Below are 25,254 nucleotides of genomic sequence, written 5' to 3'. Positions count from 1 at the left end.
GCAAAAGCGTTTTGCTTACTTTTGCGCTGTTCAAAAGTGAGCCGCCGTCAGGCGGAACCATAGGAGGCCGTTACCGCAAGAATGGATATGTACTCCGCCTAATCCAACACCCCAGAGGCCCAGAGGCCGCCACACGAGCAAGCTCCCTCGCCACAGGCCGCTACAAAGTTGTGTAGATACCTATGCCGCGATGAGGCCAACACCTTCAACAACCATGTCAAATGCCGCCCGGCCCACTCCCACAGGGATATCTCAGGGTTCGACCTGGGTCCACTGTTTGTTCAGGCGCTTGTCGGAAATCGGTACCTTGGTCCCCAGTTGCTGGGCAAACAACGACACCCGGTATTCTTCCAGCCACCAGCGATACAACTCCAACTGCGGATCGCGCTTGCCTTCCTGGGCATGTTTGTTGGCGCGGGCCTGGTATTGCGCCCAGAGCGCCGACAATTCGCCGCTCCAGACCCGATCCTTCTGCACCTGGGCGCCGAGTTTCTCGAAGCGCTGCTCGACGGCCTTGAGGTAGCGCGGCAGCTCCTTGAGCCACACCATCGGGGTTTCGCGGACAAACCCTGGGTACACCAGGTGACTCAACTGTTGCTTGATGTCATTCAAGGCCACCGCTTGCGCCAGGTCGATCTTGCCCTTGAAGCGTTTTTGCAGGCCGTGCCAGAGCTTGAGAATCTCCAGCGTCAGCTTCGCCAGGCGCTCGGCATGCTCGGTCCAGCCGCCGCGCTTGCGTTCGGCCAGCGCTGCCAGCCCGGCGCCATCGCGGGGCAGGTTCGGCTCACCGTCGAGAATGCAGCTGTCCAGGCTCGCCAGCAGGATGTCTTCCACCAGCGCGTCGATCCGCCCCAACTCGCGATACATCAAGCCCAGTTCGGTGAGCCCCGGCAATTTGCCCCGCAGGAACTTCGCCGGCTCCGCCAGTTGCTGCATCAGCAGGCGCTGCAAGGCGCGGCGGTGCTGGAACTCGGCCTCGGCCGGGGTCGAGAAACGCCCCTCCTTGACCGTGCCCGCCTCCTCCACCAACGCCGGATAGACCGTCATCGACAGCCCGGCGATCTTCTGTTGGGTTTGCTGCGCCACGGCGGCGAAAACCTTGGCCTCCACCGGCTGCTGGCTTTTCGCAGTCTGTGGCACCGCCAATGCTGCCTGGCTGGCTTCGGCAAACCGCGCCGTCAGCTCGGCCAGGTCACGGCCTTCGCCGAGGAACTTGCCTTGGCCGTCGACAATCTCCAGGTTCATCCGCAAGTGGCTTTCCACCTGCTGCGCGGCTTCGGCCCAGGCCTCGTCGCTGACCCGCGCGCCGGTCATGCGCAACAACTCCCGACCCAGGGCCAGGGGCAGCGAGCCGTCGCCGAAGGTGATCCGTTGCAGGGCCGCCTTGACGAAATCCGGCACCGGCACGAAGTTCTTGCGCAAGGCTTTCGGCAAGTTGCGCACCAGGGCGATGCACTTGGCCTCGATCACCCCTGGCACCAGCCACTCCAGGCGCTCCGGTGGCAGCATCGGCAACAGCGGGGCCGGTACGCGCAGGGTCACGCCATCACGCGGATGGTTGGGTTCGAAGTGATAACTCAACGGCAGGGTCAGGTCGCCCACACGCAGGGTGTCCGGGTAATGCGCCGCAGTGATTTCGTTGGCCTCGCGCGCCAGCACGTCTTCCTCGCGCATGATCAGCAACTGCGGGTCTTTCTGGCTGTTGACCTTGTACCAGCTGTCGAAGGTCGCGGTCTGGTGAATCTCTGCCGGCAAGCGCGCGTCGTAGAAGGCGAACAGGGTTTCTTCGTCCGCCAGGATGTCGCGCCGGCGCGCCTTGGCTTCCAGCTCATCGAGCTGTTCGAGCAACTGCGCGTTAGCCGTCAGGCACTTGGCCTTGGACTGGATCTCGCCACGCACCAGGGCTTCGCGGATGAATAGTTCACGCGACACCAGCGGATCGATCGGCCCGTAATGCACCGGACGGCGACCGACGATAATCAGCCCGAACAAGGTGATCTGCTCGTACGCGACCACCTGCCCACGCTTCTTCTCCCAATGGGGTTCGAAGTGGTTTTTCTTGATCAGGTGCCCGGCCAGCGGTTCGATCCAGTCGGCATCGATCTTGGCCACCATGCGCGCGTAGAGCTTGGTGGTCTCCACCAGTTCGGCGGCCATCAGCCATTGCGGGCGCTTCTTGCCCAGGCCCGATGAGGGGTGAATCCAGAACCGCCGCTGACGGGCACCGAGGTAGTCGCCCTCCTCGGTTTTCTGGCCAATCTGGCTGAGCAGGCCGGACAGCACCGCCTTGTGCAGCTTGGGGTAATCCGCCGGTTCCTTGTTCAGCGACAGCTGCATGTCGCGGCAGATCAGGCTCAACTGGCGATGCGAGTCACGCCACTCGCGCAGACGCAGGTAGTTGAGGAAATTCTTGCGGCACCAGTTGCGCAACGGGCTAGCGGTCAGCGCCTGGCGCTGCTCTTCAAAGCCGCGCCACAGATTGACCAGCCCGGCGAAGTCCGAGTCGACGTCTTTCCATTGCGCGTGGGCCTGGTCGGCGGCCTGCTGACGCTCCGGCGGCCGCTCGCGCGGGTCCTGGATCGACATGGCACTGGCGACGATCAACACTTCCTGGAGGCTGCCCAACCTCGCCGCTTCCAGCAGCATGCGCCCCATGCGCGGGTCGACCGGCAGGCGCGCCAGTTGCCGGCCCAGAGGCGTCAGCTGACTGTTGCGGTCCACCGCCGAGAGTTCCTGCAGCAGGTTGAAGCCGTCGCTGATGGCCTTGCCATCGGGCGGTTCGATGAACGGGAAATCGGTGATCTCACCCAGGCGCAGATGGAGCATCTGCAGGATCACCGCCGCCAGGTTGGTACGCAGGATTTCCGGGTCGGTAAATTCCGGCCGACCGATAAAGTCTTCTTCACTGTACAGGCGAATACAGATGCCCGGCTCGACCCGTCCGCAGCGACCTTTACGCTGGTTGGCGCTGGCCTGGGAGATGGCCTCGATCGGCAGGCGCTGGACCTTGGCTCGATAGCTGTAGCGGCTGATACGCGCGGTGCCGCTGTCGATCACGTAGCGAATGCCCGGCACCGTCAGCGAGGTTTCCGCGACGTTGGTCGCCAGGACCACACGCCGCCCCGGGTGCGACTGGAAGATCCGCTGCTGCTCGGCCGGTGACAGACGGGCATACAGCGGCAGGATTTCGGTGTGTTTGAGCTGGGCCTTGCGCAGCATGTCGGCGGCGTCGCGAATTTCCCGCTCACCCGGCAGGAACACCAACACGTCACCCGGACTGCGGCGCTCGCTGCGTTCATGGGCGGCGATTTCATCGAGGGTGGCGAGGATCGCCTGGTCCACCGTCAGGTCGTCTTCGACCCGGTTGCCCTCCTCGTCCTGCTCAAGCGTCAGCGGCCGGTACCAGGTGTCCACCGGGAAGGTACGCCCCGAGACTTCGACGATCGGCGCGTCGTCGAAGTGCTTGGAGAAGCGCTCCAGGTCGATGGTCGCCGAAGTGATGATGACTTTCAGGTCGGGACGGCGCGGCAGCAGGGTTTTCAGGTAACCGAGCAGGAAGTCGATGTTGAGGCTGCGTTCGTGGGCTTCGTCGACGATGATCGTGTCGTAGCGCTCGAGGTAGCGGTCGTTCTGGGTTTCCGCCAGCAGGATGCCGTCGGTCATCAGCTTGATCAGGGTGTTGGAATCGCTCTGATCCTCGAACCGCACCTGATAGCCGACCAGTGCACCCAGCGGCGTGGCCAGCTCCTCGGCGACCCGGCTGGCGACGCTGCGCGCGGCAATCCGCCGTGGCTGGGTGTGCCCGATCAGGCCATGCTGGCCGCGGCCGATTTCCAGGCAGATCTTCGGCAACTGGGTGGTTTTACCCGAACCGGTTTCCCCGGCAATGATCAGCACCTGGTGCTTTTGCAGGGCAGCCTTGATTTCGTCGCGCTTGGCGGCAATCGGCAAACTGTCGTCGTAACGAATCACCGGCAGGCTGGCACGCCGCGCCAGCACCTGGTCGCAGGACGCTTGCAAACGCATCACCCACTGGGCCAGCTTGGCCTCGTCGGGCTTCTTGCGCAGCTCGAGCAACTGGCGCCGCAGCCGGTGGCGGTCGGCGAGCATGGCGTGATCGAGGTTGTTCAGCAGTTTGTCGATGGAAGGCGATTCGTCAGTCATCAGGTACGCAAAGGTCGTCTAGTGGCGCAGGGGGGCGATTGTCGCAGATTTGGCGGGATAAATAATGGTGCGGTGCATGACCCCACCGTGTGTGGCCTTTTCGCGGGCAAGCGGAGCGCCGCCCGCGAAGGCGCCAGTAGGCGCTACTCGTTATCCAGGCCCTTGCGCCGATACGGGAATACGTCGATCACCTTGCCCGCGCGAATCGCCTCTTGCAGGCTTTTCCAATAGTCGGCGTTGTACAGTTCGCCGTGCAATTGGTCGAACAGCTTGCGCTGCCCCCCATCGGCGAACAGGAACGGCGGGAACTCTTCGGGGAACACGTCCAGCGGGCCGATGGAGTACCAGGGCTCGGAGGCCATTTCGTCTTCCGGGGTACGCGGTTGCGGGATATGGCGGAAGTTGGCTTCGGTCAGGTAGCAGATTTCGTCGTAGTCATAGAACACCACACGGCCGTGGCGGGTGACGCCGAAGTTCTTCAGCAGCATGTCCCCGGGGAAGATATTCGCAGCCGCCAGTTGCTTGATCGCCAGCCCGTAGTCTTCCAGAGCTTCGCGCACCTGGGCGGGATTGGCGTTTTCCAGGTACAGGTTCAGTGGCGTCATGCGCCGCTCGGTCCAGCAGTGGCGGATCAGCACCGTGTCGCCTTCCACGGCCACGGTCGAGGCCGCGACCTCGAGCAACTCTTCCAGGCACGCCGGATCAAACTTGCTCAACGGAAAACGGAAGTCGGCGAACTCCTGGGTATCGGCCATGCGCCCGACCCGGTCGACACTTTTCACCAGCCGGTACTTCTCGATCACCGTGGCCCGGTCGACGTTTTTCGACGGTGAGAAACGGTCCTTGATGATCTTGAACACCGTGTTGAAGCCCGGCAGGGTGAACACGCTCATCACCATCCCGCGCACCCCTGGCGCCATGATGAACTGGTCATCGGTGTTGGCCAGGTGGTTGATCAGCGCCCGGTAGAACTCCGACTTGCCGTGTTTGTAGAAGCCGATCGAGGTGTACAGCTCGGCGATGTGCTTGCCCGGCAGGATGCGCTTGAGAAAGCCGATGAACTCCGCCGGCACCGGCACGTCGACCATGAAGTAGGAGCGGGTGAAGGAGAAGATGATCGACACGTCGGCTTCGTCGGTGATCAAGGCATCGATCTGGATCCCCCGGCCCTCGCGGTGCAGCAACGGGATCACCAGCGGCCATTGCTCATCGGCGGTGTAGATGCGCCCCACCAGGTAGGCACCCTTGTTGCGGTACAGCACCGAGGAAAACAGCTCGACCGCAAGGTTGGGGTCCTTGCACACCCAGTCGGGCAGGTTATCGCGCAGTTGTGCTTCGAGCCGGCGCAGGTCACCGGCGAGGTCGGCGTAGTCTTCGCTGAAGCGGTAGTCGCTGAAGATGCTCGCCAGCATGCCCGACAATTGCCCCTGGGGCTTGTAGGTGCGGGTTTGCGCCGCCCGGGCGCGGCGCAGGCTCGGGCGGGTGGTGTGGATAAACATGCTGCCGTCGCTGATCAGGTCGTGGCTGAACAGCCCGCAGAAGGTCGAGTTGTACCAGGTCTCCGACAGTTCATCGTCGAATCGCAGATCGATCAGGCTGATGTAGGCGCTCTTGACCAGTGGCCAGCAACTGACCTCCAGCAAGGTCTCGGCGGCAAAGGCTGCGTGCAGGCGCCCCACCACTTCGTTGACCTTTTCTTCATAGAGGTTGATCCGCGCCGCCGAGGCGACCTGCGCCTCCTGCCATGCCGCCTGCTCGAAACGTGTACGGGCGCCATCGGTGATCTGGCGAAAATGCTCGCGGTAATCGTCAAAGCCGTCGAGGATCATCTGGGCAATATCGGCGGCGGGCCATGGCTGCGGCATGTGAAGACCTCTGCGAGATGGTGCTTATCGTTGGAGCCTGAGCTTAGAGGCCAATTGTCAGGCAACGCAACCATTGCCTTGCCCCCGGCGGGCAGCGACACTGGCGCGCTGATTAATCAAGGAACGAGCTGTGAACCCCGTCGATATTCTGCGTTTGTTGGCCCTGGCTGCCATTTGGGGTGCGAGCTTTCTGTTCATGCGCATCATCGCCCCGGTGATCGGCACTGTCCCCACGGCCTTTTTCCGAGTGTCGATTGCCGCCACCGGATTGTTGCTGATCCTGGCGCTGATGCGCACCCACTGGGATTTTCGCGGTAAGTTCAAGACCGTATTACTGTTGGGGGTGATCAACTCCGGCATCCCGGCGACCATGTATTCGGTGGCCGCACAGGTGTTGCCCGCCGGCTACTCGGCGATTTTCAACGCCACCACGCCGTTGATGGGGGTGCTGATCGGCGGCCTGTTTTTCAGCGAACGCCTGAGCCTGTCGAAGATGGCCGGGGTGGCCCTGGGCTTGTTTGGCGTGGCCATCCTGACCCGCGCCGGCCCCGTGGCCTTTGACCTGGAACTGCTGATGGGCGCGCTCGCCTGCCTGGTGGCGACCACCTGTTATGGCTTTGCCGGTTTTCTCGCACGGCGCTGGCTCGACCAGCAAGGCGGCCTCGACAGCCGCCTCTCGGCCTTGGGCAGCATGCTCGGGGCCAGCCTGTTCCTGCTGCCGTTGTTCGGCTACAGCGTGATCAGCCAGCCGCCCGAGAGCTGGGGTGGCTGGAGCGTGTGGTTGTCGTTGCTGGGCCTGGGCCTGGGTTGCACCGCCTTCGCCTACATCCTGTACTTCCGCCTGCTGACGTCCATCGGCCCCGTCAAGTCGATGACCGTGACCTTCATGATCCCGCCGTTCGGCGTGCTCTGGGGCGCGCTGTTTCTCGACGAGCCGCTGTCGATGGCGCACGTGTATGGCGGCCTGCTGATCACGGCGGCGTTGTGGATGGTGCTGCGCCCGGCCAGGCGGGGGATTCGTCCTTGAATCGCCGCACCAGCCACTGACTACTGAAGCATCACCTCGACTGGCGGAACACAAACACCAGGCCCACGATGATCAACGCCATGCCCAGCAGGCTGAGCATCGCCAGTCGATTACCAAAAATCAGGTAATCCATCACCGCCGTCACCGCCGGCACCAGGTAAAACAGGCTGGTGACATTGACCAGGTTGCCCCGGGCAATCAGGCGGTACAGCAACAGGGTCGCCAGCAGCGACACCACCAGCCCCATCCACAGCACCGGCACGATGAACCCGCTGCTGTGTTCGAAGTGGAACGGCTGGAACGGCACAAACACCGCGCACAACAACAGCCCCGCCAGGTATTGCACCGGCAGCGTGCCGAGCGGGTCCTGGGTGATGTGCTTTTGCATGATGGAGCCGAGCGTCATGCTCACCAGCGCCAGCAGGCCAAAAAACATCCCGGCCAGTGACATCCCGGCCAGGCCAATCCCCTGGTAGACCACCATGATCAGCCCCGCCAGGCCCAGCGCCAGCCCAAACATCCGGCGCCCACTACGCTGGCGCTCCATCAGGACCACGGTAAGGATCGGCTGCACTCCCATGATTGTCGCCATCACCCCCGGGGTGACCTTCAAGTCCAGGGCCAGCAGATAAAAGATCTGATAGGCCCCCAACAGCACCAGCCCAGTGGCCGCGGCATACCAGGTGGCTTTGCCCCGCCGGGGCAACTTGAGCTTGAGCAGCGGCACCAACAGCACCAGCCCGCACAAGGCAATGGCAAAGCGGATCAGGAGAAAGGCAAAGGGCGAGGCATGGGCCAGCCCCCACTTGGAGAAAATCGCCCCGCTACTCCAAAGCAGGACGAACAGGCTCGTGGAAGCCGCCGCGAGCGCGGTATTTTTTGAAATGAGCAACATCTGGACCACCTGTCATCAGGCAATAAGCCAATTCAGCCAAGGCTGAAATTCAGTTTTTTGTGTTCAGGTACGACGCAGGGCGCAGCAGCGAATGCTGATCAGCCCGAGCAACCGACACCTGGCGGCGAGACCACCGCGCACACTGGCGTGCGACAGACAGGAGGGGGGTAGTGACTGATCTGCGCAGGCTGCAGATTCCCGCACGGCACGACGTCAGCGTTGACTGCTGAATCGACTACCGCGTTGATGTGGGATGCAGGCATGGGCGGATCTTTTTTCAGGAGAGGAAAGCGCCGGGCTTCAAACCCGGCGAGCGCTGACTATAACCAGCGCTCGACATGGATTGCAACAACCTGCTGCAGGTGGACCGGATATCGGTGTTGCAGGTTGCTGATCAACCGAACAGCCAGTAACCGAGCAGCGTCAACACCAGCACCGCCAACACCGGGCGCAGGATGCGGTACAGCTTGGGGTTGCGACGTTTCCATTGCTTGAACACTGCACTGAACCGGTCGCTGGAGTTCTTGCTCCAGGCATACACCTGGTTGATCCCACCTACCCGCTCGTCATCCAGGTTCTGCGGTGCGGTGGCGCGGCCGAGCAGGCCACTGACCCAGCGGTTGAGGCGGGTCATCAAGCGGTTGCTCAACGGCCGCTCGATGTCACAGAACAGAATGACCCGGGTCTGCTCGGTTTCGTTCTTGACCCAGTGCACGTAGGTTTCATCGAACATCACGTCTTCGCCATCGCGCCAGGCGTAGGGCTGGCCATCGACAAAAATCCGGCAGTCATCGGAGTTCGGCGTGGACAGGCCCAGGTGATATCGCAGGGAGCCGGCAAACGGATCGCGATGGGGGTTGAGGTGACTGCCACCGGGCAACAGGGCGAACATCGCGCCCTTGACGTTGGGAATGCTATTGACCAGCGCGACGGTCCTGGGGCACAGGGCCTCGGCCGAAGGCAGCGCCTTGTCGTACCACTTGAGGTAAAAACGCTTCCAGCCTTTCTTGAAGAACGAACCGAACCCGGCATCGTTATTGTGCTCGGCGGCGCGGATGTAGCCCTCGTCGAACAGATGCATGGCCTCGTCGCGAATCACTTGCCAGTTGTCCCTGAGCACATCCAGTTCGGCAAACTTGCTGCGGTCCAGGTACGGCTTGGAAGGCACCGCGGAGAACAGGTACATCAAGGCGTTGTAGGGGGCGAACAAGGCCGAATGGTTGACGAACTGCCGCAAAACCGGCAATCGCGCCTTGCCGCGCAAGTGCACATAGAGGGTGCTGCCGATAAACAGCAACAACAGCGAAGCCTTGGCGGCGAAAGAAAAACTCATGCAACAACTCCTTGAAAAGTAACGTCACTGCGCAGCGCCATTTACCCGACGTGGCAGGCGGCCATGATACTCATTGCCGACCTTGCAAAAAACCGCACTTCCTAACATTCAGTATTGAGGTTTGCGCAACAAACCTAAGTAACACAAGCTTGCTGAACCCTGACTGACCGGGATCAAACCCGATCACCTGCACCCATCACTCCTCGACTGTGGGAGCGGGTGCCCGCTTGCGGCGCCTGCTTGCGGCACCTGCTTGCGGCGCCCGCTTGCGGCACTCGCCCCTACCCGCATGCCTTACTGCTGATTCTCCTGCTCGGTGAACAGATCACTGAACAGCATGCTCGACAGATAACGCTCACCGGAGTCAGGCAGGATCACCACAATCGTCTTGCCCTGCATTTCCGGGGTCTCGGCCAGGCGCACGGCCACTGCCATCGCCGCGCCACAGGAAATACCGCACAGGATCCCCTCCTCCTGCATCAAGCGCAGGGCCATGGCCTTGGACTCCTCGTCACTGACCAACTCGACCCGATCGACGATCGACAGATCAAGATTCTTCGGCACAAAACCAGCCCCGATCCCCTGGATCTTGTGCGGGCTCGGCTTGATTTCTTCACCGGCCATCAATTGAGTGATCACTGGCGAGACCACAGGTTCCACCGCCACCGAAAGAATCGGCTTGCCCTGGGTGTGCTTGATGTAACGCGAGATGCCAGTAATGGTGCCTCCGGTGCCAACGCCGGCGACCAGCACATCCACTGCGCCATCAGTGTCGTTCCAGATTTCCGGACCGGTGGTCTTTTCGTGGATCGCCGGGTTGGCCGGGTTATCGAACTGCTGCGGCATGAAGTATTGGGTCGGATCGCTGGCGAGGATTTCTGCGGCTTTTTCAATCGCGCCCTTCATGCCCTTCGCCGGCTCGGTCAGGACAAGTTCGGCGCCCAGGGCCTTGAGCACCTTGCGTCGCTCGATGCTCATCGAGGCCGGCATGGTCAGCATCAGCTTGTAGCCACGCGCGGCCGCGACGAAAGCCAGGCCGATGCCGGTATTGCCCGAGGTCGGCTCGACGATGGTCATGCCCGGCTTGAGTTTGCCGGTGCTTTCAGCGTCCCAGATCATGTTCGCGCCGATCCGGCACTTGACCGAATAACCCGGGTTTCGCCCTTCGATCTTGGCCAGGATGGTGACACCACGCGGCGCGATACGGTTGATCTGCACCAGCGGCGTATTGCCGATGGAATGGGCGTTGTCAGCAAAAATGCGGCTCATGGCTGGGTCCTTGTACAGCATTGAAGAAGCCTTCAAGGGTATGCCTCGCACCCTTAGGCGTCCAGTCGAGACGAACGTCTGCGCGCCCGCGCAGTCCATCGTTTTATACAACCTGAGCGAGACGCCATGAAACGTCGATACCGTTGGCCCCTCTGGTCGCTGGCCGGCATAACGTTGCTGCTGGTGGCCCTGCACGTCGCCCTGCCCTACCTGGTGCGCGACTACCTGAACGACAAGCTGGCCGAGATGGGCGACTACCGCGGACAGATCAGCGATGTCGACCTGGCCTTGTGGCGCGGCGCCTACCGGATCAACGGGCTGCAGATCGTCAAGGTCCAGGGCAAGGTTCCGGTACCGTTCGTCAAGGCGCCGCTGATCGACCTGTCCGTCAGTTGGCATTCACTGTGGTACGACCACGCCGTGGTGGCCAAGGTGCTGTTCGTCAAACCCGAACTGAATTTCGTCGACGGCGGCAACAAGCAAGCCTCCCAGACCGGTCGTGGCACCGACTGGCGGGCACAGCTGGGCAAACTGCTGCCCATCACCCTGGACGAAGTACGCATCGATAACGGGCGGATTACCTTTCACAACTTCACTTCCAAGCCGCCGGTCGACATGCAGGCCACTCAGGTCGATGCCAGCGTCTTCAACCTGACCAACGTGGTGGACGTCAAAGGCCGACGCGACGCACGTTTCGAGGGCAAGGCCCTGCTGCTGGGGCACGCCCCGCTGGAAACTACCGCCACCTTCGACCCCCTGAGCAATTTCGAGGAGTTCGAGTTCCGCCTGCGGGTCAAGGACATCGAACTCAAGCGCATGAACGACTTCGCCGCGGCCTACGGCAAGTTCGACTTCAATGCCGGCCACGGCGACGTGGTCATCGAAGCCCAGGCCAACAAGGGCCAGCTCAAGGGCTACATCAAGCCCCTGCTGCGTGATGTCGATGTGTTCAACTGGCAGCAGGATGTAGCCAACGAAAAGAAAGGCATCTTCCGTTCGGTCTGGGAGGCATTGGTGGGCACCACTGAAACCGTGCTCAAGAATCAACCGAAAAACCAGTTCGCTACCCGGGTCGAACTCAGTGGCAGCGTGCATAAACAGGACATCAGCGCCTTCCAGGCCTTCCTGCAGATTCTGCGTAACGGCTTCATCAAGGCTTTTAATGCCCGATACGAGCAGCCAAAGCCGTCAGCTGACTGAGTCACCATGTGACGCCCCATTCAGAGACTGAATAAGCCGTCTGCGTTCACAGTCGACCGGGCGCCGCGTTATAGTCGGGCATGTGATCTCTTTCCCCCGCCCTGCCCGGCGCAGGTCGGCGCTACTGTTCGAGGAATTACCGATGAAGTTCGAAGGCACCCGCGCATACGTCGCCACCGATGACCTGAAGCTGGCGGTCAACGCCGCCATTACCCTGGAGCGGCCACTGCTGGTCAAGGGTGAGCCGGGCACCGGCAAGACCATGCTTGCCGAGCAACTGGCCGAGTCCTTCGGTGCGCGCCTGATCACCTGGCACATCAAGTCCACCACCAAGGCTCACCAGGGACTGTACGAGTACGACGCGGTCAGCCGCCTGCGCGATTCGCAACTGGGCGTGGACAAGGTCCATGACATCCGCAACTACCTGAAGAAGGGCAAGCTGTGGGAAGCCTTCGAGTCGGAGGAGCGGGTGATCCTGCTGATCGACGAAATCGACAAGGCCGACATCGAGTTCCCCAACGACCTGCTGCAAGAACTCGACAAGATGGAATTCTACGTCTACGAAATCGACGAGACCATCAAGGCCAAGCAACGTCCGATCATCATCATTACCTCCAACAACGAGAAAGAGCTGCCGGACGCTTTCCTGCGCCGCTGCTTCTTCCACTACATCGCCTTCCCCGACCGCACCACCCTGCAAAAGATCGTCGACGTGCACTACCCGGACATCAAGAAAGACCTGGTCAGCGAAGCGCTGGACGTGTTCTTCGACGTGCGCAAGGTGCCGGGCCTGAAGAAAAAGCCATCGACCTCGGAACTGGTGGACTGGCTCAAGCTGCTGATGGCCGACAACATCGGCGAAGCGGTGCTGCGCGAACGCGATCCGACCAAGGCCATTCCGCCGCTGGCCGGGGCCCTGGTGAAGAATGAGCAGGACGTGCAGTTGCTCGAGCGCCTGGCGTTCATGAGCCGTCGCGGCACCCGCTAAGAGGCTGCTGCCATGCTGCTCAACCTGTTCAATGAAATGCGCGCGGCCAAGGTTCCGGTCTCGGTGCGCGAACTGCTGGACCTGATCAACGCGCTGAAACAGCGCGTGACCTTCGCCGACATGGACGAGTTCTACTACCTGGCGCGGGCGATCCTGGTCAAGGACGAACGGCATTTCGACAAGTTCGACCGGGCGTTCGGTGCCTACTTCAATGGCCTGGAAAAACTCGACGACCACCTTCAGGCGCTGATTCCCGAAGACTGGTTGCGCAAGGAGTTCGAGCGCTCGCTCAGCGATGAGGAGCGCGCGCAGATCCAGTCCCTGGGTGGCCTGGACAAGCTGATTGAGGAGTTCAAGAAGCGCCTCGAAGAACAGAAGGAACGCCACGCCGGCGGCAACAAATGGATCGGCACCGGCGGCACCAGCCCTTTCGGCTCCGGCGGCTTCAACCCGGAAGGGATCCGGGTCGGCGATGCCGGCAAGCGCCAGGGCAAAGCAGTCAAAGTCTGGGATCAGCGCGAGTACAAGAACCTCGACGACTCGGTGGAACTGGGCACACGCAACATCAAGGTGGCCTTGCGCCGGTTGCGCAAGTTTGCGCGCCAGGGTGCGGCGGAAGAGCTGGACATCGATGGCACCATCGACCACACCGCGCGCGATGCCGGGCTGCTGAATATCCAGATGCGGCCAGAGCGACGCAACACGGTCAAGCTGTTGCTGCTGTTCGACATCGGCGGCTCGATGGACGCCCACGTGAAGACTTGCGAGGAGCTGTTCTCGGCCTGCAAGACCGAGTTCAAGCACCTGGAGTACTACTACTTCCACAACTTCGTGTATGAGTCGGTGTGGAAGAACAACATGCGCCGCACCTCCGAACGCACCTCGACCCAGGACCTGCTGCACAAGTACGGCGCTGACTACAAAGTGATCTTCATCGGTGACGCCGCAATGGCCCCCTATGAAATCACCCAGGCTGGCGGCAGTGTCGAGCACTGGAACGAAGAACCGGGTTACGTGTGGATGCAGCGCTTCATGGAGAAGTACAAGAAGCTCATCTGGATCAACCCCTATCCGAAAGATACGTGGGGCTACACCTCTTCGACCAAGATCGTGCGCGATTTGATCGAGGACCAGATGTATCCCCTGACCTTGCGTGGGCTGGAAGAAGGGATGCGGTTTCTCTCCAAATGACCGGTTGAGGGTCGGGCACACCCAAGGCGCACTGTGGGTGTATGCAAAACCTGCTCGCGATGGCCATAGGGCTGTGCCGGCCTCTTCGCGAGCAGGCTCGCTGCCACAATGTCCCTAGCTAAGCCTGCGATCACCTGAACCGCTGCAGCAATTCCCGGTGCTGACGATGCGCGGTCTCCTGCATCACCGGGGCCAGCCGTACCTGCTGACCCGGCAGGCACTGCGCCAGACGGGCCAGGGCCAGTGGCGTCAGCGCCCCCAACCGTGGATAACCGCCAATGGTCTGCCGGTCGTTGAGCAACACGATCGGCTGCCCGTCTGGCGGCACCTGCACCGCGCCCAGCGGAATGCCTTCGGAGATCATCGGCCGGCCTTGATACTGCAAGGCCGGGCCCAGCAAGCGCATGCCCATGCGGTCGGCGCGGGTGTCCAGGGTCCAGGCGCTGTTGAAGGCATCGAACAGGCTTTGCCCACTGAACTCACCATGTTGCGCACCCAGCACCAGATCCAGCACCGGCGCACGGCCGAAGTCCGGGCGCTGCTCGACCGGCACTTCGCGCACTGTCGCTGCAGGCCCGGCGTAACTCAGTTCCGCGCCCTTGGCCAGCGGGCGACCGAAGCCGTCCAGCCCGCCCAGCTCCTCCCGCACTACAGTGGCGCAACTGCCCAACACCTGCGGCGCAACGAAGCCGCCGGGCGCCGCCAGGTAAGCCCGCGCGCCCAGCCGCGGTTGGGTGAACTGCAAGCGCTGGCCCTGGCGCAGGATAAAACTGCGCCACGGTGCCAGGGGCTGGCCATCCAGCAACGCGCCGAGGTCGGCCCCCGCCAGCGCCAGACAACAATCGTCCTGCGCCTGCAGGGTCAAGCCGCCGAGCGTCACCTCGATCACCGCCGCCTCCAGCGAGTTGCCCAGCAGGCGGTTGGCCCAGGACATCGACAACCAGTCCGCCGCCCCGCCCTGGGTCACGCCCAGGTGGCGCACGCCGAAGCGTCCGGCATCCTGCAACAGGCACAGCGGCGTGCTGGCCTCAATGCTCAAGCGGCTCATGCCGATACCTCCAGCGGGGTGTCATCGCCACCCAGGTTGACGAACTCGGCATGGCTGACCGCGGCGAAACGCACGGTATCGCCCGGCTGCATCAGGCTGTAGCCATCGCGGCCACGGTCGAACAGTCTGGCCGGGGTGCGGCCAATCAGGTTCCAGCCACCCGGCGATACCACCGGATAGGCCGCCGTCTGGCGCTCGGCAATCCCGACGCTACCGGCCGCCACCCGCTTGCGCGGGGTATTGAGGCGCGGCGCGGCCAGCACTTCTTCCACCAGGCCCATGAAGGCAAAACCCGGGGCAAACCCGAGGGCGAACACCTGGTACTCGCGCTCACTGTGCCGGCAGATCACCTCATCCACTGCCAAGCCACTGCGCTGCGCCAGCAGGCTCAGCTCCGGGCCGACACTTGGGTGGTACCAGACCGGCAGCACATGACATTGACCACTGGCCTGGGCATCCGGCGTCAGACCGTTCAGGGCCTGGGCAATCAGCTCCCGAGCCTGGGCCGGGCTCAGGGCGAGCAGGTCGTAATGCACCATCAAGGTGGTGTAGGACGGCACCAGGTCGATCAGGTGCCCGGCGAAATTTTCCCGTAGCCGCACGCAGGCAGCGAGCATCCACGGCATGTTGCTTTCGGCGATCTCATCGAACAGACGGACCATCAGGCAATCGATCGCTACCACTTCAACCCGTGGCTTCATGATGGGCTCTGCTGATTCAAGGCCTCGCGGATACGCTGCACGGCTGCCACGGAACTGGCGTTGTCACCGTGCACACACAGGGTGTTGGCCTGCAGCAACAAAGGGCTGCCGTCGCTGGCGAGCAACTCACCGCCACGGGCAATGATCAGCGCCTGCTCGATGATTTTCTCGGCAGCGTGATGCACTGCGCCCGGCAACTGCCGCGACACCAGGTGCCCAGCGCTGTCGTAGGCACGATCGGCGAAGGCTTCGAACCACAGCGTCACACCGTACTCATCGCCCAACGCCTGGGCCGCGCGGTTGTCACGGGTGGCCATCAGCATCAGCGGCAGTTGCCGGTCGTAGGCCGCGACGGCCTGGATCACGGCGCGCAACTGCGCCGGGTTGGCCATCATGTCGTTGTACATCGCGCCGTGGGGTTTGACGTAGCTCACGCGTGCACCCTGGGCGCGGCAGATGCCGTCCAGCGCGCCGACCTGATAATGCAGCAGGTCCTGGATTTCCTGGGCGCTGTAGGCCATGGACCGGCGGCCAAACCCTTGCAGGTCCTGATAGGCCGGATGGGCGCCGATCCGCACGCCATGGCTCAGGGCCAGGCTGACGGTCTTGCGCATGATGCTGGGATCACCGGCATGGAAACCGCAGGCGATGTTGGCGCAATCAATGAACGGCATCACCTCGGCATCCAGACCCATGGTCCAGTTGCCAAAGCTTTCGCCGATATCGCAGTTCAGTAACAGGCGGCTCACGGTGAGTGCTCCTGTGAATTTTTATCGTTTTGACCACGGGGCTTCGAGCAGCCCCGCAGATTAGCAGTTACTGCGCGTCGAGTTGCTTGCCACGGGTTTCCGGCAGGCTCAGGGCCGCCAGGATCACCACACCGTAGGACACCGCCGCGAACGCCCCAATCCCCACACTGAGCGGCACGGTCTGGCTGAGCAGGCCGATCAGCAGCGGGAACAGCGCCGCCAGAGCGCGGCCGACGTTGTAGCAAAAACCCTGGCCCGAGCCCCGGATGCGAGTCGGAAACAGCTCGGTGAGGAAGGCGCCCATGCCGCTGAAGATGCCCGAGGCAAAAAAGCCCAGGGGAAAGCCCAGCCACAACATCACGCCATTGCTGACCGGCAACTGGGTGTAGAGCAGGACAATGGTGAACGAACCAACCGCGAACAGAATGAAGTTCTTCTTGCGCCCCAGAATATCGGTCAGATACGCGCTGATCACGTAGCCGACGTAGGAGCCGACAATCACCATGGCCAGGTACCCGCCGGTGCCGAGCACGCTCAAGCCTCGCTCGTTTTTCAGGAAAGTCGGCAGCCAGGAAGTGATTGCGTAGTACCCGCCGAGGGCGCCGGTGGTCAGCAGCGAGGCGCGAATCGTGGTGCTGAGCATGCCGGGGGCGAAGATCTCGTAGAACTTCGACGGGTTGCTCGGCTCCTGGCGGGCCTTGGCTTCACGATAGATTTCCGGGTCCTTGACCAGGCGACGGACGAAGATCACAAACACGGCGGGCACGATGCCCAACAGGAACAGCGCGCGCCAGGCATCTTCGGGCGGCAGCAGGGAAAACAGCACGGCGTAGAGGATCGCCGTCAGGCCCCAACCCAGGGCCCAGCCCGATTGCACCATGCCCACGGCCTTGCCGCGGTCCTTGGCGCGAATCACTTCGCCGATCAGTACCGCGCCAGCGGTCCATTCACCACCAAAGCCAAAGCCCATCAGGGTCCTGGCGATCAGCAGTTGCTCGTAGTTTTGCGCGAAGCCGCAGAGGAAGGTGAAGAAGGCGAACCACAGCACGGTGAGTTGCAAGGTGCGCACCCGGCCGATGCGGTCGGAGAGGATCCCGGCGACCCAGCCACCGATGGCCGAGGCGATCAGGGTGCTGGTGTGGATCAAGCCGGCTTCGCCGGTGGTGATGCCCCACATCGCGATGAGCGTCGGCACCACGAAGCTGAGCATCTGGGTGTCCATGCCATCCAGGCCATAACCGATCTTGCAGCTCCAGAAGGTACGGCGCTCTTGCTGGTTGATGTTGCGATACCAGTCAAAGGGACCGGGGCGGCTGCCGACCGGGGTCTGGACGGCGTCGGTCGTGTCGGGCGCACTCATGGCGAATCTCCGCGTAATTTTTATTGGTATTGTTCTGAGCCGCTACGACGCATATCGTGGGCTCTGGCGCATTTTTCGACGACGGCGCCCTGCCCGTCCAACTAATAAAACCCCTGCCAAGACATAAGAAAAAGTTGATCTCATGAACCTCAAGTTCCTCGAAACCTTTGTCTGGGTCGCCCGGCTGAAAAGTTTTCGTCTCACCGCCGATAAGCTGTTCACCACCCAGGCCTCGATTTCCAGCCGCATCGCAGTGCTCGAAGGCGAGCTGGGGGTGAAGCTGTTCCTGCGCGATTCGCGGGGCGTGAAGCTGACGCCCGAAGGCTTGAAGGTGCTCGACTATGCCGAGCAAATGATCGACACCATGCAGGCGCTCAAGCAGTCCCTGGAAACCCGTTCGAGCAAGGCCGGTCGGGTGCGCATCGGGGTGATGGACACGGTGATCCACACTTGGCTCAGCCCGCTGGTGGCGCAAATCACCGATCACTATCCGTTACTGGAAATCGAGCTGGTCGCCGATACCTCGCTCAACCTCTGCGATCAACTGCAAAAAGGCTTTCTCGACCTGATCCTGCAAACCGACCTGCTGCGCCAGGAAAGCGTGCGCAGCCTGGAGCTGGCCAGCCACCCGATCGGCTGGATCGTCGCCAGCAACTCGATCTACAACCGCGAGTACGCGAGCATCGCCGAACTGGCCCGCGAGCGGATCATCACCTACTCGAAAAACTCCCACCCGCACCAGGAAGTGCTCAGTTTGATGCAGGCCAACGGCGTGCTCGCGCCGCGCCTGAACTGTGTGAACTCGGTGTCGGCGATCACCCGTCTGCTGCGTGACGGCTTCGGCATTGGCGCCTTGCCGCCGGTACTGGTGAGCGAAGAACTGGCGCGCGGCGAATTGACCCTGCTGGCCATCGACCAGCGCCCACCCAACCTGCAGGTGGTGGTGTCGTGGCGAGTGGGGGCGGAATGGGTCGAGGAGATTGTCGCGCTGTGCCAGCAGGTGGTGGAAGACTATGGGCGCAAGGTGGGTGAGGACTACATCGTGCTGGCGCCTACCTGATACGCGTCATCGTTGACGCCCGTCTTCTCGCGATGAGGCCAGTACCTGCGACATCGATGGGGCCTGACACACTGCTATCGCGGGCAAGCCCGCTCCCACACGGTCCTTGGTGTATGCAGGATCTGCGAGCAGCCAAATTCACATTGTGGGAGCGGGCTTGCCCGCGATGGGGCCTGCACAGTCGGCATCGACGGTGACTGACGCACCGTCATCGCAGTTACAACCCGCGCAAATCCCGCTCTTCAATCGGCCGGCTCTGGCGCAGGCGCTTGCCGCCCAGCACCACCCAGTCGATCAGGCGGAACAGGCATTCCAGGCCGAACGACAGCAGCATCGCCCCGCCCAGGCCCCAGGCCATGGCTTCCGGGGTCAGCAGGATCTGGTAGCTATAGCCGTTCCAGGTTTCCTGGCAAATGTCCGGATCGGCCGCCAACGCCACTTGCAGGACGCGGATGTACCACGGGCCTTGCATGGCCTGGAACTGCTTGTCCAACGCCACCTGGCGGGTGAGCAAGGTGTTCAGGCTGTCGGCGTCGCTGCGAAAGATCGGGTCTTCGCTGGCGCGGTAGTGGGCCACCAGCGCTTGCAGGTCACCCTTGAAAAACTGCTCGGCGGTGTTCTGGAAACCTTGCAGGCCGGTCTGCGACTCGATCAGGTGGGCTTCGACCCGCTTGGCGTAGTCATTGATGAAACCAGGCACCTGGACGCCCACCAACAGGCCGATGGCAAACAACACCAGACGCACATAACTGAGCAACATAGCGGCGGATCCCTATTCGGTCTGGCCGTGGCTGACGCATTCGCCGCGCCGCCACAGGCTCCATTGGCCCGGTTCGTAGCGAGTCCAGGTTTCGTTTTCGGTCAACGGCTCGGTGGCGATCACGGTCACCACATCGTTGGGAGTGGTCTCGGCCTGGAAGTCGACAATCACGTCTACGTCCTTCAGGCGCGCCGGGCCAAAGGGTGCGCGACGGGTGATCTGCGCCAGCTTGGTCGAGCAATAGCAGAACAGCCAGTCGCCGTCGCTCAGCAGGCAGTTGAACACGCCCTTGCTGCGGTATTCGGCGCAGGCGGCCACCAGGCTCGGCAGCAATTGCTCGACCTCCACCGGCTCGGGGAAGGCGGCACGCACTCGGTTGAGCAAATCGCAGAACGCCGCTTCGCTGTCGGTATCGCCCACCGGCCGGTAAAAGCTGGCCGTCGGCTGGAACCCGGCGAGCTGGCCGTTATGCGCGAAACACCAGTTGCGTCCCCACAACTCACGCACGAAGGGATGGGTGTTGGACAGGCAGACCTTGCCGACGTTGGCCTGGCGGATATGGCCGATCACCACTTCGCTCTTGATCGGATAACGCTGCACCAGTTGCGCGACTTCTGAATCGCAACTCGCCGCCGGGTCCTGGAACAGGCGCAGGCCACGGCCTTCGTAAAAGGCGATGCCCCAGCCATCGCGGTGCGGACCGGTGCGCCCGCCGCGCTGCATCAGCCCGGTAAAGCTGAACACGATATCGGTCGGGACATTGGCGCTCATGCCCAATAACTCACACATGCCGGGACTCTCGCTTCAATGCAGGGCTATCAGAGACGGGGTTCGACTCGCGAACGCTGGGGGTTGCTCGGCACAGGGGGGCGACCATAACGATCATCGCCGGCCCCGCCGAAGGGTTGGTCGTCCTCGGGATCAGCCGCCTGGGCCGCGGCCTGGGCGGCAGCGGACTGCTGCTTGCGCGCCTTGGCGGCACGCTCGATTGGCAGACGGATCAGCACGAACACCAGGTACAGCGCGAGGGCGATGATGCCGTACATGAACAGGTCGGAGATGGCGCGCCAGGCGTTGTTGCCGACCTTGAACAGCAGGTCGAGGGCGGTAATGGCGATGGCCGGGGCGAATTTTTCCTTCACTGGGTCGATGATGGTCGGGCTGAACAACAGCACCGCCATGATCAGGCGCAGCGGCTCACGCAAGTAGCGCCACATCCAGCGGGTCATGCGCATCCACACCAACAGGCAGCCCAAAGCGGCAAAGGCGTATAGGCCCCAAGCGATCAGATAGTCGTTCTCGGTCATGGTGTCCATGGCATGGCAGGCAAAGAGGCGCTTATGATAACGGCTTTTCACTGATCAGGCTGCACCGCTGTCCGTGAAGCCCTTTTTGCACACTTGCCGAGAGCCACCCATGCCCCATTGTGCCCACGCCAGTAGCGCCCCGATTGCCCACAAGGCCGACGGGGATGACCCGTACGCCTGGCTGCAGGAACGGGACACGGCGCCCGTGCTCGACTACCTCAAGGCCGAAAACGCCTATCAGCAAGCCATGCTGGCCGACCAGGCCGAGCTGCGTGAAAGCCTGTTCAACGAAATCAAGGGACGGATTCTCGAAACCGACCTGTCGCTGCCCTCCCCTTGGGGTCCGTACCTGTACTACACCCGCACCACCGCCGGTGACGAGTACGCCCGGCATTACCGCTGCCCACGCCCGGCCGATGACGGTTTGCAGGTTGATGAAAGCGCCGAAGAATTGCTGCTGGACCCCAACGTGCTGGCCAACGGCGGCTTTTTCTCCCTGGGCGCCTTCAGCATCAGTCCCGACCACCGGCGCCTGGCCTACAGCCTCGACACCACCGGCGAGGAGATTTACACCCTGTTCGTCAAGGAACTGGCCAGCGGCAAGGTCAGCGAGCTTGCGTTCGAGGATTGCGACGGCAGCATGACCTGGGCCAACGACAGCCTGACGCTGTTCTTCGCCGAGCTCGACGACACCCATCGCCCGCACAAGCTGTACCGCTACCGCCTGGATGGCACGGTGGCCGAAGAAGTGTTCCATGAGCCCGACGGGCGGTTTTTCCTGCACTGCTATCGCGCCAGCTCCGAACGCCAGTTGCTGGTGTCGCTGGGCAGCAAGACCACCAGCGAAGTCTGGGCACTCGACGCCTCCCAGCCGCAGCAGGCCTTCAGTTGCCTGGCGCCGCGGGTCGAAGACCATGAGTACGACGTCGATCACGGCCTGCTCGACGGGCAATGGAGCTGGCTGATCCGCACCAACCGCGATGGCATCAACTTCGCCCTGTACCAGGCCCCGGACACGGGACGGGTACCGAGCGAGGACCAGTGGCAGAACCTGATCCCCCACAGTGACGAGGTCATGCTCGAAGGCCTGAGCCTGAACGCCAGCGCCATGACCCTGAGCCTGCGGATCGGCGGCTTGCCGATAATCGAAGTTCACCCACAGGGCCTGCCGACGTATCGCGTGCAACTGCCGGACGCGGCCTACAGCCTGTATGTACAGAACAGCCTGGAGTTTGTCAGCGACCGGATCCGCCTGCGTTATGAAGCGCTGAATCGCCCGGCCCAGGTACGCCAGCTGGAACTGGCCAGTGGCGCGCAGCACGTCCTCAAGGAAACTCCGGTGCTCGGCCCGTTCGATGCAGATGCCTATGTCAGCCAGCGCCTGTGGGCGACGGCCCCGGATGGCACCCAGGTGCCGATCAGCCTGGTGGTCAAGCGCGAAATGCTCGGCCAACCGACCCCGCTCTACCTCTATGGCTACGGCGCCTATGGCGAAAGCCTCGACCCGTGGTTCTCCCATGCGCGCCTGAGCCTGCTGGACCGTGGCGTGGCCTTCGCCATCGCCCATGTCCGCGGTGGCGGTGAGCTGGGCGAAGCCTGGTACCGCGCCGGCAAACAGCAACACAAGCAGAACAGCTTCGACGATTTCATCGCCTGCGCCGAACACCTGATCGCCAACGGTTTCACCAGCGCTGCGCAACTGGTGATCAGCGGTGGCAGCGCCGGTGGCCTGTTGATCGGCGCGGTGCTCAACCAGCGCCCGGAGCTGTTCGCCGCGGCCATTGCCGAAGTGCCCTTTGTCGACGTACTCAACACCATGCTCGACCCGGACCTGCCGCTGACCGTCACCGAATACGATGAGTGGGGCAACCCGCAAGAGCCCGAGGTCCATGCACGCATCAAGGCCTACGCCCCTTACGAAAACGTCCGCGCGCAAGCGTACCCGGCGACCCTGGTGATCGCAGGCTACAACGACAGCCGCGTGCAGTACTGGGAAGCCGCCAAGTGGGTGGCGAAACTGCGGGTGACCAAGACCGACGACAACCTATTGCTGCTCAAGACCGAACTGGGTGCCGGGCACGGCGGCATGAGCGGGCGTTACCAGGGCCTGCGCGACGTGGCCCTGGAATACGCCTTTGTGTTCAAGGTATTGGGGATCGCCTGAGGCGCCCTATCGGCGTTTCAACCGCCCGGGGTCTTGCTCTTTGCCGGGGTTGGTTCCAGCCCCGGCAAGGTCTGGTCCTTGGGCGGATTGGGCTTTTCGATAGGCGGCAACAGCAGCTCACGGCTGCTGCCACTGCCGGCCTTGGGCACTGGCGTGGGGGTGATCTGCGGATAAGGCGTGGGGGTTGCGGTGCCGGGTGAGCCGGGGGCTGCCGAAGGTGTGACCGGGATTGCCTGCAACTCTTGCGCGTGACCCGCACTAATCGAGAGCGCGGCCAACACAATGACCGTTAGAATGGTGCGCTTCATCAATGGCTCCGTTGCCCTTGCTTGATGCTTCAAGGCTACTCCCAACCGCGCAAGAATGCCCTGATCAATGCCAGTTTTCCCAATGAGATTCCCATGAAACGTTTCGTTCTGCTCGACACCACCCCAATCCCCGAAAACGGCGGAGCCCTGTGCCTGTTCGAGTACGGCGAGGATTTCGTCATCAAGATCCAGGGCGGCGATGGCGGGCAACTGATGAACACCCGCATGCACGGCTCCGAAGACGCCCTGGCGGAGATTCCCTGCCGCAAGGTGGCTGGCCGGCCGAACTCGCGGGTGCTGATCGGCGGCCTGGGCATGGGCTTCACCCTCGCCTCGGCGCTCAAGCACCTGGGCAAGAGCGCTGAAGTGGTGGTCGCCGAGCTGGTGCCGGGGGTGGTGGAGTGGAACCGTGGCCCTCTGGGCGAGAAAGCCGGCAAGCCGCTACTGGACCCGCGCACGGTGATCCGCATGGAAGACGTGGCCAAGGTCCTGCAAGCCGAACCCCAGGGCTTCGACGCGATCATGCTCGACGTCGACAACGGCCCCGAAGGCCTGACCCAGAAAGCCAACAGCTGGCTGTACTCCGCCGGTGGCCTGGCCGCCTGCGCCAAGGCCCTGCGCCCCAAGGGCGTGCTGGCCGTGTGGTCGGCCAGTGCCGACCGGCAGTTTTCCGACAAACTGAAAAAAGCCGGCTTCAAGGCCGAAGAGGTGCAGGTGTTCGCCCATGGCAACAAGGGCACTCGCCACACCATCTGGATTGCCGAGAAGCTCAAGGGCTGAGCTAAACTCTGTTGATAACCGTCATTCGTCTTCTACAAAGGTGAACCCATGAGTTCGTCCACCCCAACCAACACCTCGAAACTGGACCGAATCCTCGCTGACAACCAGCGCGACAAGGAAATGGGTTACCGCGACAAGGCCCTGAAGATGTATCCGCACGTCTGCGGGCGCTGCACCCGTGAGTTCTCCGGCAAGCGCCTGAGCGAGTTGACCGTGCACCACCGCGACCACAACCACGACAACAACCCGCAGGACGGTTCCAACTGGGAGCTGTTGTGCCTGTATTGCCATGACAACGAACACTCGCGCTATACCGACCAGCAGTACTTCAGCGAAGGCTCCCTGAGCACCCCGAAAATCGCCAAGGCAACCCACAACCCGTTTGCCGCGTTGGCCGGGCTGATGAAAAAAGACGATTGAAAAGGTTGCTTCATCGCGAGCAGCGCTCCGTCTGCTCGCGATGGTGAGGCCGCAAACACCAGCAATCCGCAAATCAGACACCCTCCCCCATTCCCCGTATAATCGCGCTCTTTTTCCCGAAGGCACCCCGCTCGTGGCAGACAAACGGTACAGCTGCATTGGTTTGTATAACCCCAAATCACCGGAGAACGTTGGCTCGGTGATGCGCGCCGCTGGCTGTTATGGCGTGGCCTCGGTGTTCTACACCGGCAAGCGCTATGAACGCGCCGCCGACTTCGTCACCGACACCAAGCGGGTGCACTACGACATTCCGCTGATCGGCATCGACGACCTGAAGAAAATCCTCCCGCTGGGCTGCGTCCCGGTCGCGGTCGAACTGGTGGACGGCGCCCGCTCGCTGCCCGAGTACACCCACCCGGACCGCGCGCTGTACATCTTCGGCCCCGAAGATGGTTCGCTGGACAAAGAGATCCGCGACTGGTGCGAAGACGTGGTCTACATTCCCACCACCGGCTGCATGAACCTGGCCGCCACCGTCAACGTGGTGCTGTACGACCGCATGGCCAAGGGCCTGAATACCCGTTCCGGGCCTAAATTCCGCTGATCGGCCCCACGCCCGATGGAACGACTCGCGCACTGGCGCAGTCAGTTTTATATCCATTGCC

General features: G+C 62.5%; 22 protein-coding genes. 9 read left to right on the top strand and 13 right to left on the bottom strand.

From position 1 onward, the window contains the following. Positions 1–252: 252 nt before the first annotated feature. The gene (gene hrpA / locus ACM6IP_RS11430; protein ID WP_414861510.1) at positions 253–4,164 is read right to left on the bottom strand and encodes an ATP-dependent RNA helicase HrpA; all 3,912 of its coding nucleotides are present in this window, start codon (positions 4,162–4,164) and stop codon (positions 253–255) included. 143 nt (positions 4,165–4,307) lie between these two features. Beyond that, positions 4,308–6,029 carry a bifunctional isocitrate dehydrogenase kinase/phosphatase gene (gene aceK, locus ACM6IP_RS11425; RefSeq protein WP_320333873.1) on the bottom strand — a complete coding sequence of 574 codons (1,722 nt, stop codon included), beginning with the start codon at positions 6,027–6,029 and terminating at the stop codon, positions 4,308–4,310. 130 nt (positions 6,030–6,159) lie between these two features. On the opposite strand from aceK, the gene ACM6IP_RS11420 reads away from it, so the two are divergent. After that, complete coding sequence (locus ACM6IP_RS11420) at positions 6,160–7,056, top strand: DMT family transporter (protein ID WP_414861509.1); 897 nt, start codon at positions 6,160–6,162, stop codon at positions 7,054–7,056. A 31-nt stretch (positions 7,057–7,087) separates the two neighbouring features. Here the strand turns inward: ACM6IP_RS11420 and ACM6IP_RS11415 are convergent, their stop codons facing one another. The 3 genes from ACM6IP_RS11415 to cysK all read right to left on the bottom strand — a co-directional run bounded on the left by ACM6IP_RS11415 (position 7,088) and on the right by cysK (position 10,553). Further along, positions 7,088–7,951: a DMT family transporter gene (locus ACM6IP_RS11415; protein ID WP_095171688.1), complete on the bottom strand. Its 864-nt coding sequence runs from the start codon at positions 7,949–7,951 to the stop codon at positions 7,088–7,090. 394 nt (positions 7,952–8,345) lie between these two features. Then, a complete protein-coding gene (locus ACM6IP_RS11410) occupies positions 8,346–9,284 on the bottom strand; it encodes an aspartyl/asparaginyl beta-hydroxylase domain-containing protein (protein ID WP_401130394.1) in 939 nt (312 codons plus the stop codon). Positions 9,285–9,578: 294 nt separating this feature from the next. Next, positions 9,579–10,553, bottom strand: a complete 975-nt coding sequence (gene cysK / locus ACM6IP_RS11405; protein WP_095171684.1) for a cysteine synthase A — start codon at positions 10,551–10,553, stop codon at positions 9,579–9,581. 126 nt (positions 10,554–10,679) lie between these two features. Between cysK and ACM6IP_RS11400 the strand changes: the two genes are divergently transcribed. The 3 genes from ACM6IP_RS11400 to ACM6IP_RS11390 all read left to right on the top strand — a co-directional run bounded on the left by ACM6IP_RS11400 (position 10,680) and on the right by ACM6IP_RS11390 (position 13,932). Beyond that, positions 10,680–11,753, top strand: coding sequence for a DUF748 domain-containing protein (locus ACM6IP_RS11400; RefSeq protein WP_095171682.1), 1,074 nt, complete (start codon positions 10,680–10,682; stop codon positions 11,751–11,753). A gap of 142 nt (positions 11,754–11,895) precedes the next feature. Then, positions 11,896–12,741 carry an AAA family ATPase gene (locus ACM6IP_RS11395; RefSeq protein ID WP_078473226.1) on the top strand — a complete coding sequence of 282 codons (846 nt, stop codon included), beginning with the start codon at positions 11,896–11,898 and terminating at the stop codon, positions 12,739–12,741. A 12-nt stretch (positions 12,742–12,753) separates the two neighbouring features. Further along, complete coding sequence (locus tag ACM6IP_RS11390) at positions 12,754–13,932, top strand: vWA domain-containing protein (RefSeq protein ID WP_095171681.1); 1,179 nt, start codon at positions 12,754–12,756, stop codon at positions 13,930–13,932. A gap of 130 nt (positions 13,933–14,062) precedes the next feature. On the opposite strand, the gene ACM6IP_RS11385 is transcribed toward ACM6IP_RS11390, so the two are convergent. From ACM6IP_RS11385 to ACM6IP_RS11370, 4 genes are all read right to left on the bottom strand, one after another. Continuing rightward, positions 14,063–14,980, bottom strand: coding sequence for a biotin-dependent carboxyltransferase family protein (locus tag ACM6IP_RS11385; RefSeq protein ID WP_414861508.1), 918 nt, complete (start codon positions 14,978–14,980; stop codon positions 14,063–14,065). Next, a complete protein-coding gene (pxpB, locus tag ACM6IP_RS11380) occupies positions 14,977–15,681 on the bottom strand; it encodes a 5-oxoprolinase subunit PxpB (protein ID WP_414861507.1) in 705 nt (234 codons plus the stop codon). The genes ACM6IP_RS11385 and pxpB overlap by 4 nt, the downstream gene beginning before the upstream one ends. Continuing rightward, the gene (locus ACM6IP_RS11375) at positions 15,678–16,430 is read right to left on the bottom strand and encodes a 5-oxoprolinase subunit PxpA (RefSeq protein WP_414861506.1); all 753 of its coding nucleotides are present in this window, start codon (positions 16,428–16,430) and stop codon (positions 15,678–15,680) included. The genes pxpB and ACM6IP_RS11375 overlap by 4 nt, the downstream gene beginning before the upstream one ends. Before the next feature lie 67 nt (positions 16,431–16,497). After that, the gene (locus ACM6IP_RS11370) at positions 16,498–17,790 is read right to left on the bottom strand and encodes an MFS transporter (RefSeq protein ID WP_095171674.1); all 1,293 of its coding nucleotides are present in this window, start codon (positions 17,788–17,790) and stop codon (positions 16,498–16,500) included. Between the two features lie 142 nt (positions 17,791–17,932). Between ACM6IP_RS11370 and ACM6IP_RS11365 the strand changes: the two genes are divergently transcribed. Continuing rightward, entirely contained in the window at positions 17,933–18,850 is a 918-nt protein-coding gene (locus tag ACM6IP_RS11365; protein ID WP_320333865.1) for a LysR family transcriptional regulator, read from the top strand. A 217-nt stretch (positions 18,851–19,067) separates the two neighbouring features. Here ACM6IP_RS11365 and ACM6IP_RS11360 read toward each other — a convergent pair whose 3' ends face one another. Genes ACM6IP_RS11360 through ACM6IP_RS11350 form a run of 3 tightly spaced genes read right to left on the bottom strand, consistent with a single transcriptional unit; the run spans position 19,068 to position 20,926 of the window. Beyond that, on the bottom strand, positions 19,068–19,610 hold the full coding sequence (locus ACM6IP_RS11360; protein ID WP_414861505.1) for a DUF2937 family protein: 543 nt from the start codon (positions 19,608–19,610) through the stop codon (positions 19,068–19,070). A 12-nt stretch (positions 19,611–19,622) separates the two neighbouring features. Continuing rightward, a complete protein-coding gene (locus ACM6IP_RS11355) occupies positions 19,623–20,399 on the bottom strand; it encodes a class II glutamine amidotransferase (RefSeq protein ID WP_095171669.1) in 777 nt (258 codons plus the stop codon). A gap of 29 nt (positions 20,400–20,428) precedes the next feature. Next, positions 20,429–20,926 carry an MFS transporter gene (locus tag ACM6IP_RS11350; protein WP_095171667.1) on the bottom strand — a complete coding sequence of 166 codons (498 nt, stop codon included), beginning with the start codon at positions 20,924–20,926 and terminating at the stop codon, positions 20,429–20,431. Between the two features lie 100 nt (positions 20,927–21,026). On the opposite strand from ACM6IP_RS11350, the gene ACM6IP_RS11345 reads away from it, so the two are divergent. Further along, on the top strand, positions 21,027–23,081 hold the full coding sequence (locus ACM6IP_RS11345; RefSeq protein WP_414861504.1) for a S9 family peptidase: 2,055 nt from the start codon (positions 21,027–21,029) through the stop codon (positions 23,079–23,081). 17 nt (positions 23,082–23,098) lie between these two features. Here the strand turns inward: ACM6IP_RS11345 and ACM6IP_RS11340 are convergent, their stop codons facing one another. Continuing rightward, the gene (locus tag ACM6IP_RS11340) at positions 23,099–23,389 is read right to left on the bottom strand and encodes a hypothetical protein (RefSeq protein WP_166592135.1); all 291 of its coding nucleotides are present in this window, start codon (positions 23,387–23,389) and stop codon (positions 23,099–23,101) included. Positions 23,390–23,482: 93 nt separating this feature from the next. On the opposite strand from ACM6IP_RS11340, the gene ACM6IP_RS11335 reads away from it, so the two are divergent. The 3 genes from ACM6IP_RS11335 to ACM6IP_RS11325 all read left to right on the top strand — a co-directional run bounded on the left by ACM6IP_RS11335 (position 23,483) and on the right by ACM6IP_RS11325 (position 25,193). Next, complete coding sequence (locus tag ACM6IP_RS11335; protein ID WP_095171697.1) at positions 23,483–24,169, top strand: spermidine synthase; 687 nt, start codon at positions 23,483–23,485, stop codon at positions 24,167–24,169. Between the two features lie 48 nt (positions 24,170–24,217). Beyond that, complete coding sequence (locus ACM6IP_RS11330; RefSeq protein WP_095171662.1) at positions 24,218–24,589, top strand: YajD family HNH nuclease; 372 nt, start codon at positions 24,218–24,220, stop codon at positions 24,587–24,589. A gap of 133 nt (positions 24,590–24,722) precedes the next feature. Next, on the top strand, positions 24,723–25,193 hold the full coding sequence (locus tag ACM6IP_RS11325; RefSeq protein ID WP_414861503.1) for an RNA methyltransferase: 471 nt from the start codon (positions 24,723–24,725) through the stop codon (positions 25,191–25,193). The last annotated feature ends 61 nt before the right edge of the window (positions 25,194–25,254 follow it).

The sequence above is a fragment of the Pseudomonas sp. IT-P176 genome (assembly GCF_949767245.1).
In the GTDB taxonomy this organism is placed as follows: Bacteria; Pseudomonadota; Gammaproteobacteria; order Pseudomonadales; family Pseudomonadaceae; genus Aquipseudomonas.
This window is presented reverse-complemented; position numbering and strand designations above follow the sequence as displayed.

What these genes read in the sequence shown, in the direction of transcription:
- hrpA (WP_414861510.1), bottom strand. Translation starts at nt 4,164, where the DNA reads ATGACTGACGAATCGCCTTCCATCGACAAACTGCTGAACAACCTCGAT.
- aceK (WP_320333873.1), bottom strand. Translation starts at nt 6,029, where the DNA reads ATGCCGCAGCCATGGCCCGCCGCCGATATTGCCCAGATGATCCTCGAC.
- ACM6IP_RS11415 (WP_095171688.1), bottom strand. Translation starts at nt 7,951, where the DNA reads ATGTTGCTCATTTCAAAAAATACCGCGCTCGCGGCGGCTTCCACGAGC.
- ACM6IP_RS11410 (WP_401130394.1), bottom strand. Translation starts at nt 9,284, where the DNA reads ATGAGTTTTTCTTTCGCCGCCAAGGCTTCGCTGTTGTTGCTGTTTATC.
- cysK (WP_095171684.1), bottom strand. Translation starts at nt 10,553, where the DNA reads ATGAGCCGCATTTTTGCTGACAACGCCCATTCCATCGGCAATACGCCG.
- ACM6IP_RS11400 (WP_095171682.1), top strand. Translation starts at nt 10,680, where the DNA reads ATGAAACGTCGATACCGTTGGCCCCTCTGGTCGCTGGCCGGCATAACG.
- ACM6IP_RS11395 (WP_078473226.1), top strand. Translation starts at nt 11,896, where the DNA reads ATGAAGTTCGAAGGCACCCGCGCATACGTCGCCACCGATGACCTGAAG.
- ACM6IP_RS11390 (WP_095171681.1), top strand. Translation starts at nt 12,754, where the DNA reads ATGCTGCTCAACCTGTTCAATGAAATGCGCGCGGCCAAGGTTCCGGTC.
- ACM6IP_RS11385 (WP_414861508.1), bottom strand. Translation starts at nt 14,980, where the DNA reads ATGAGCCGCTTGAGCATTGAGGCCAGCACGCCGCTGTGCCTGTTGCAG.
- pxpB (WP_414861507.1), bottom strand. Translation starts at nt 15,681, where the DNA reads ATGAAGCCACGGGTTGAAGTGGTAGCGATCGATTGCCTGATGGTCCGT.
- ACM6IP_RS11370 (WP_095171674.1), bottom strand. Translation starts at nt 17,790, where the DNA reads ATGAGTGCGCCCGACACGACCGACGCCGTCCAGACCCCGGTCGGCAGC.
- ACM6IP_RS11365 (WP_320333865.1), top strand. Translation starts at nt 17,933, where the DNA reads ATGAACCTCAAGTTCCTCGAAACCTTTGTCTGGGTCGCCCGGCTGAAA.
- ACM6IP_RS11360 (WP_414861505.1), bottom strand. Translation starts at nt 19,610, where the DNA reads ATGTTGCTCAGTTATGTGCGTCTGGTGTTGTTTGCCATCGGCCTGTTG.
- ACM6IP_RS11355 (WP_095171669.1), bottom strand. Translation starts at nt 20,399, where the DNA reads ATGTGTGAGTTATTGGGCATGAGCGCCAATGTCCCGACCGATATCGTG.
- ACM6IP_RS11350 (WP_095171667.1), bottom strand. Translation starts at nt 20,926, where the DNA reads ATGGACACCATGACCGAGAACGACTATCTGATCGCTTGGGGCCTATAC.
- ACM6IP_RS11345 (WP_414861504.1), top strand. Translation starts at nt 21,027, where the DNA reads ATGCCCCATTGTGCCCACGCCAGTAGCGCCCCGATTGCCCACAAGGCC.
- ACM6IP_RS11340 (WP_166592135.1), bottom strand. Translation starts at nt 23,389, where the DNA reads ATGAAGCGCACCATTCTAACGGTCATTGTGTTGGCCGCGCTCTCGATT.
- ACM6IP_RS11335 (WP_095171697.1), top strand. Translation starts at nt 23,483, where the DNA reads ATGAAACGTTTCGTTCTGCTCGACACCACCCCAATCCCCGAAAACGGC.
- ACM6IP_RS11330 (WP_095171662.1), top strand. Translation starts at nt 24,218, where the DNA reads ATGAGTTCGTCCACCCCAACCAACACCTCGAAACTGGACCGAATCCTC.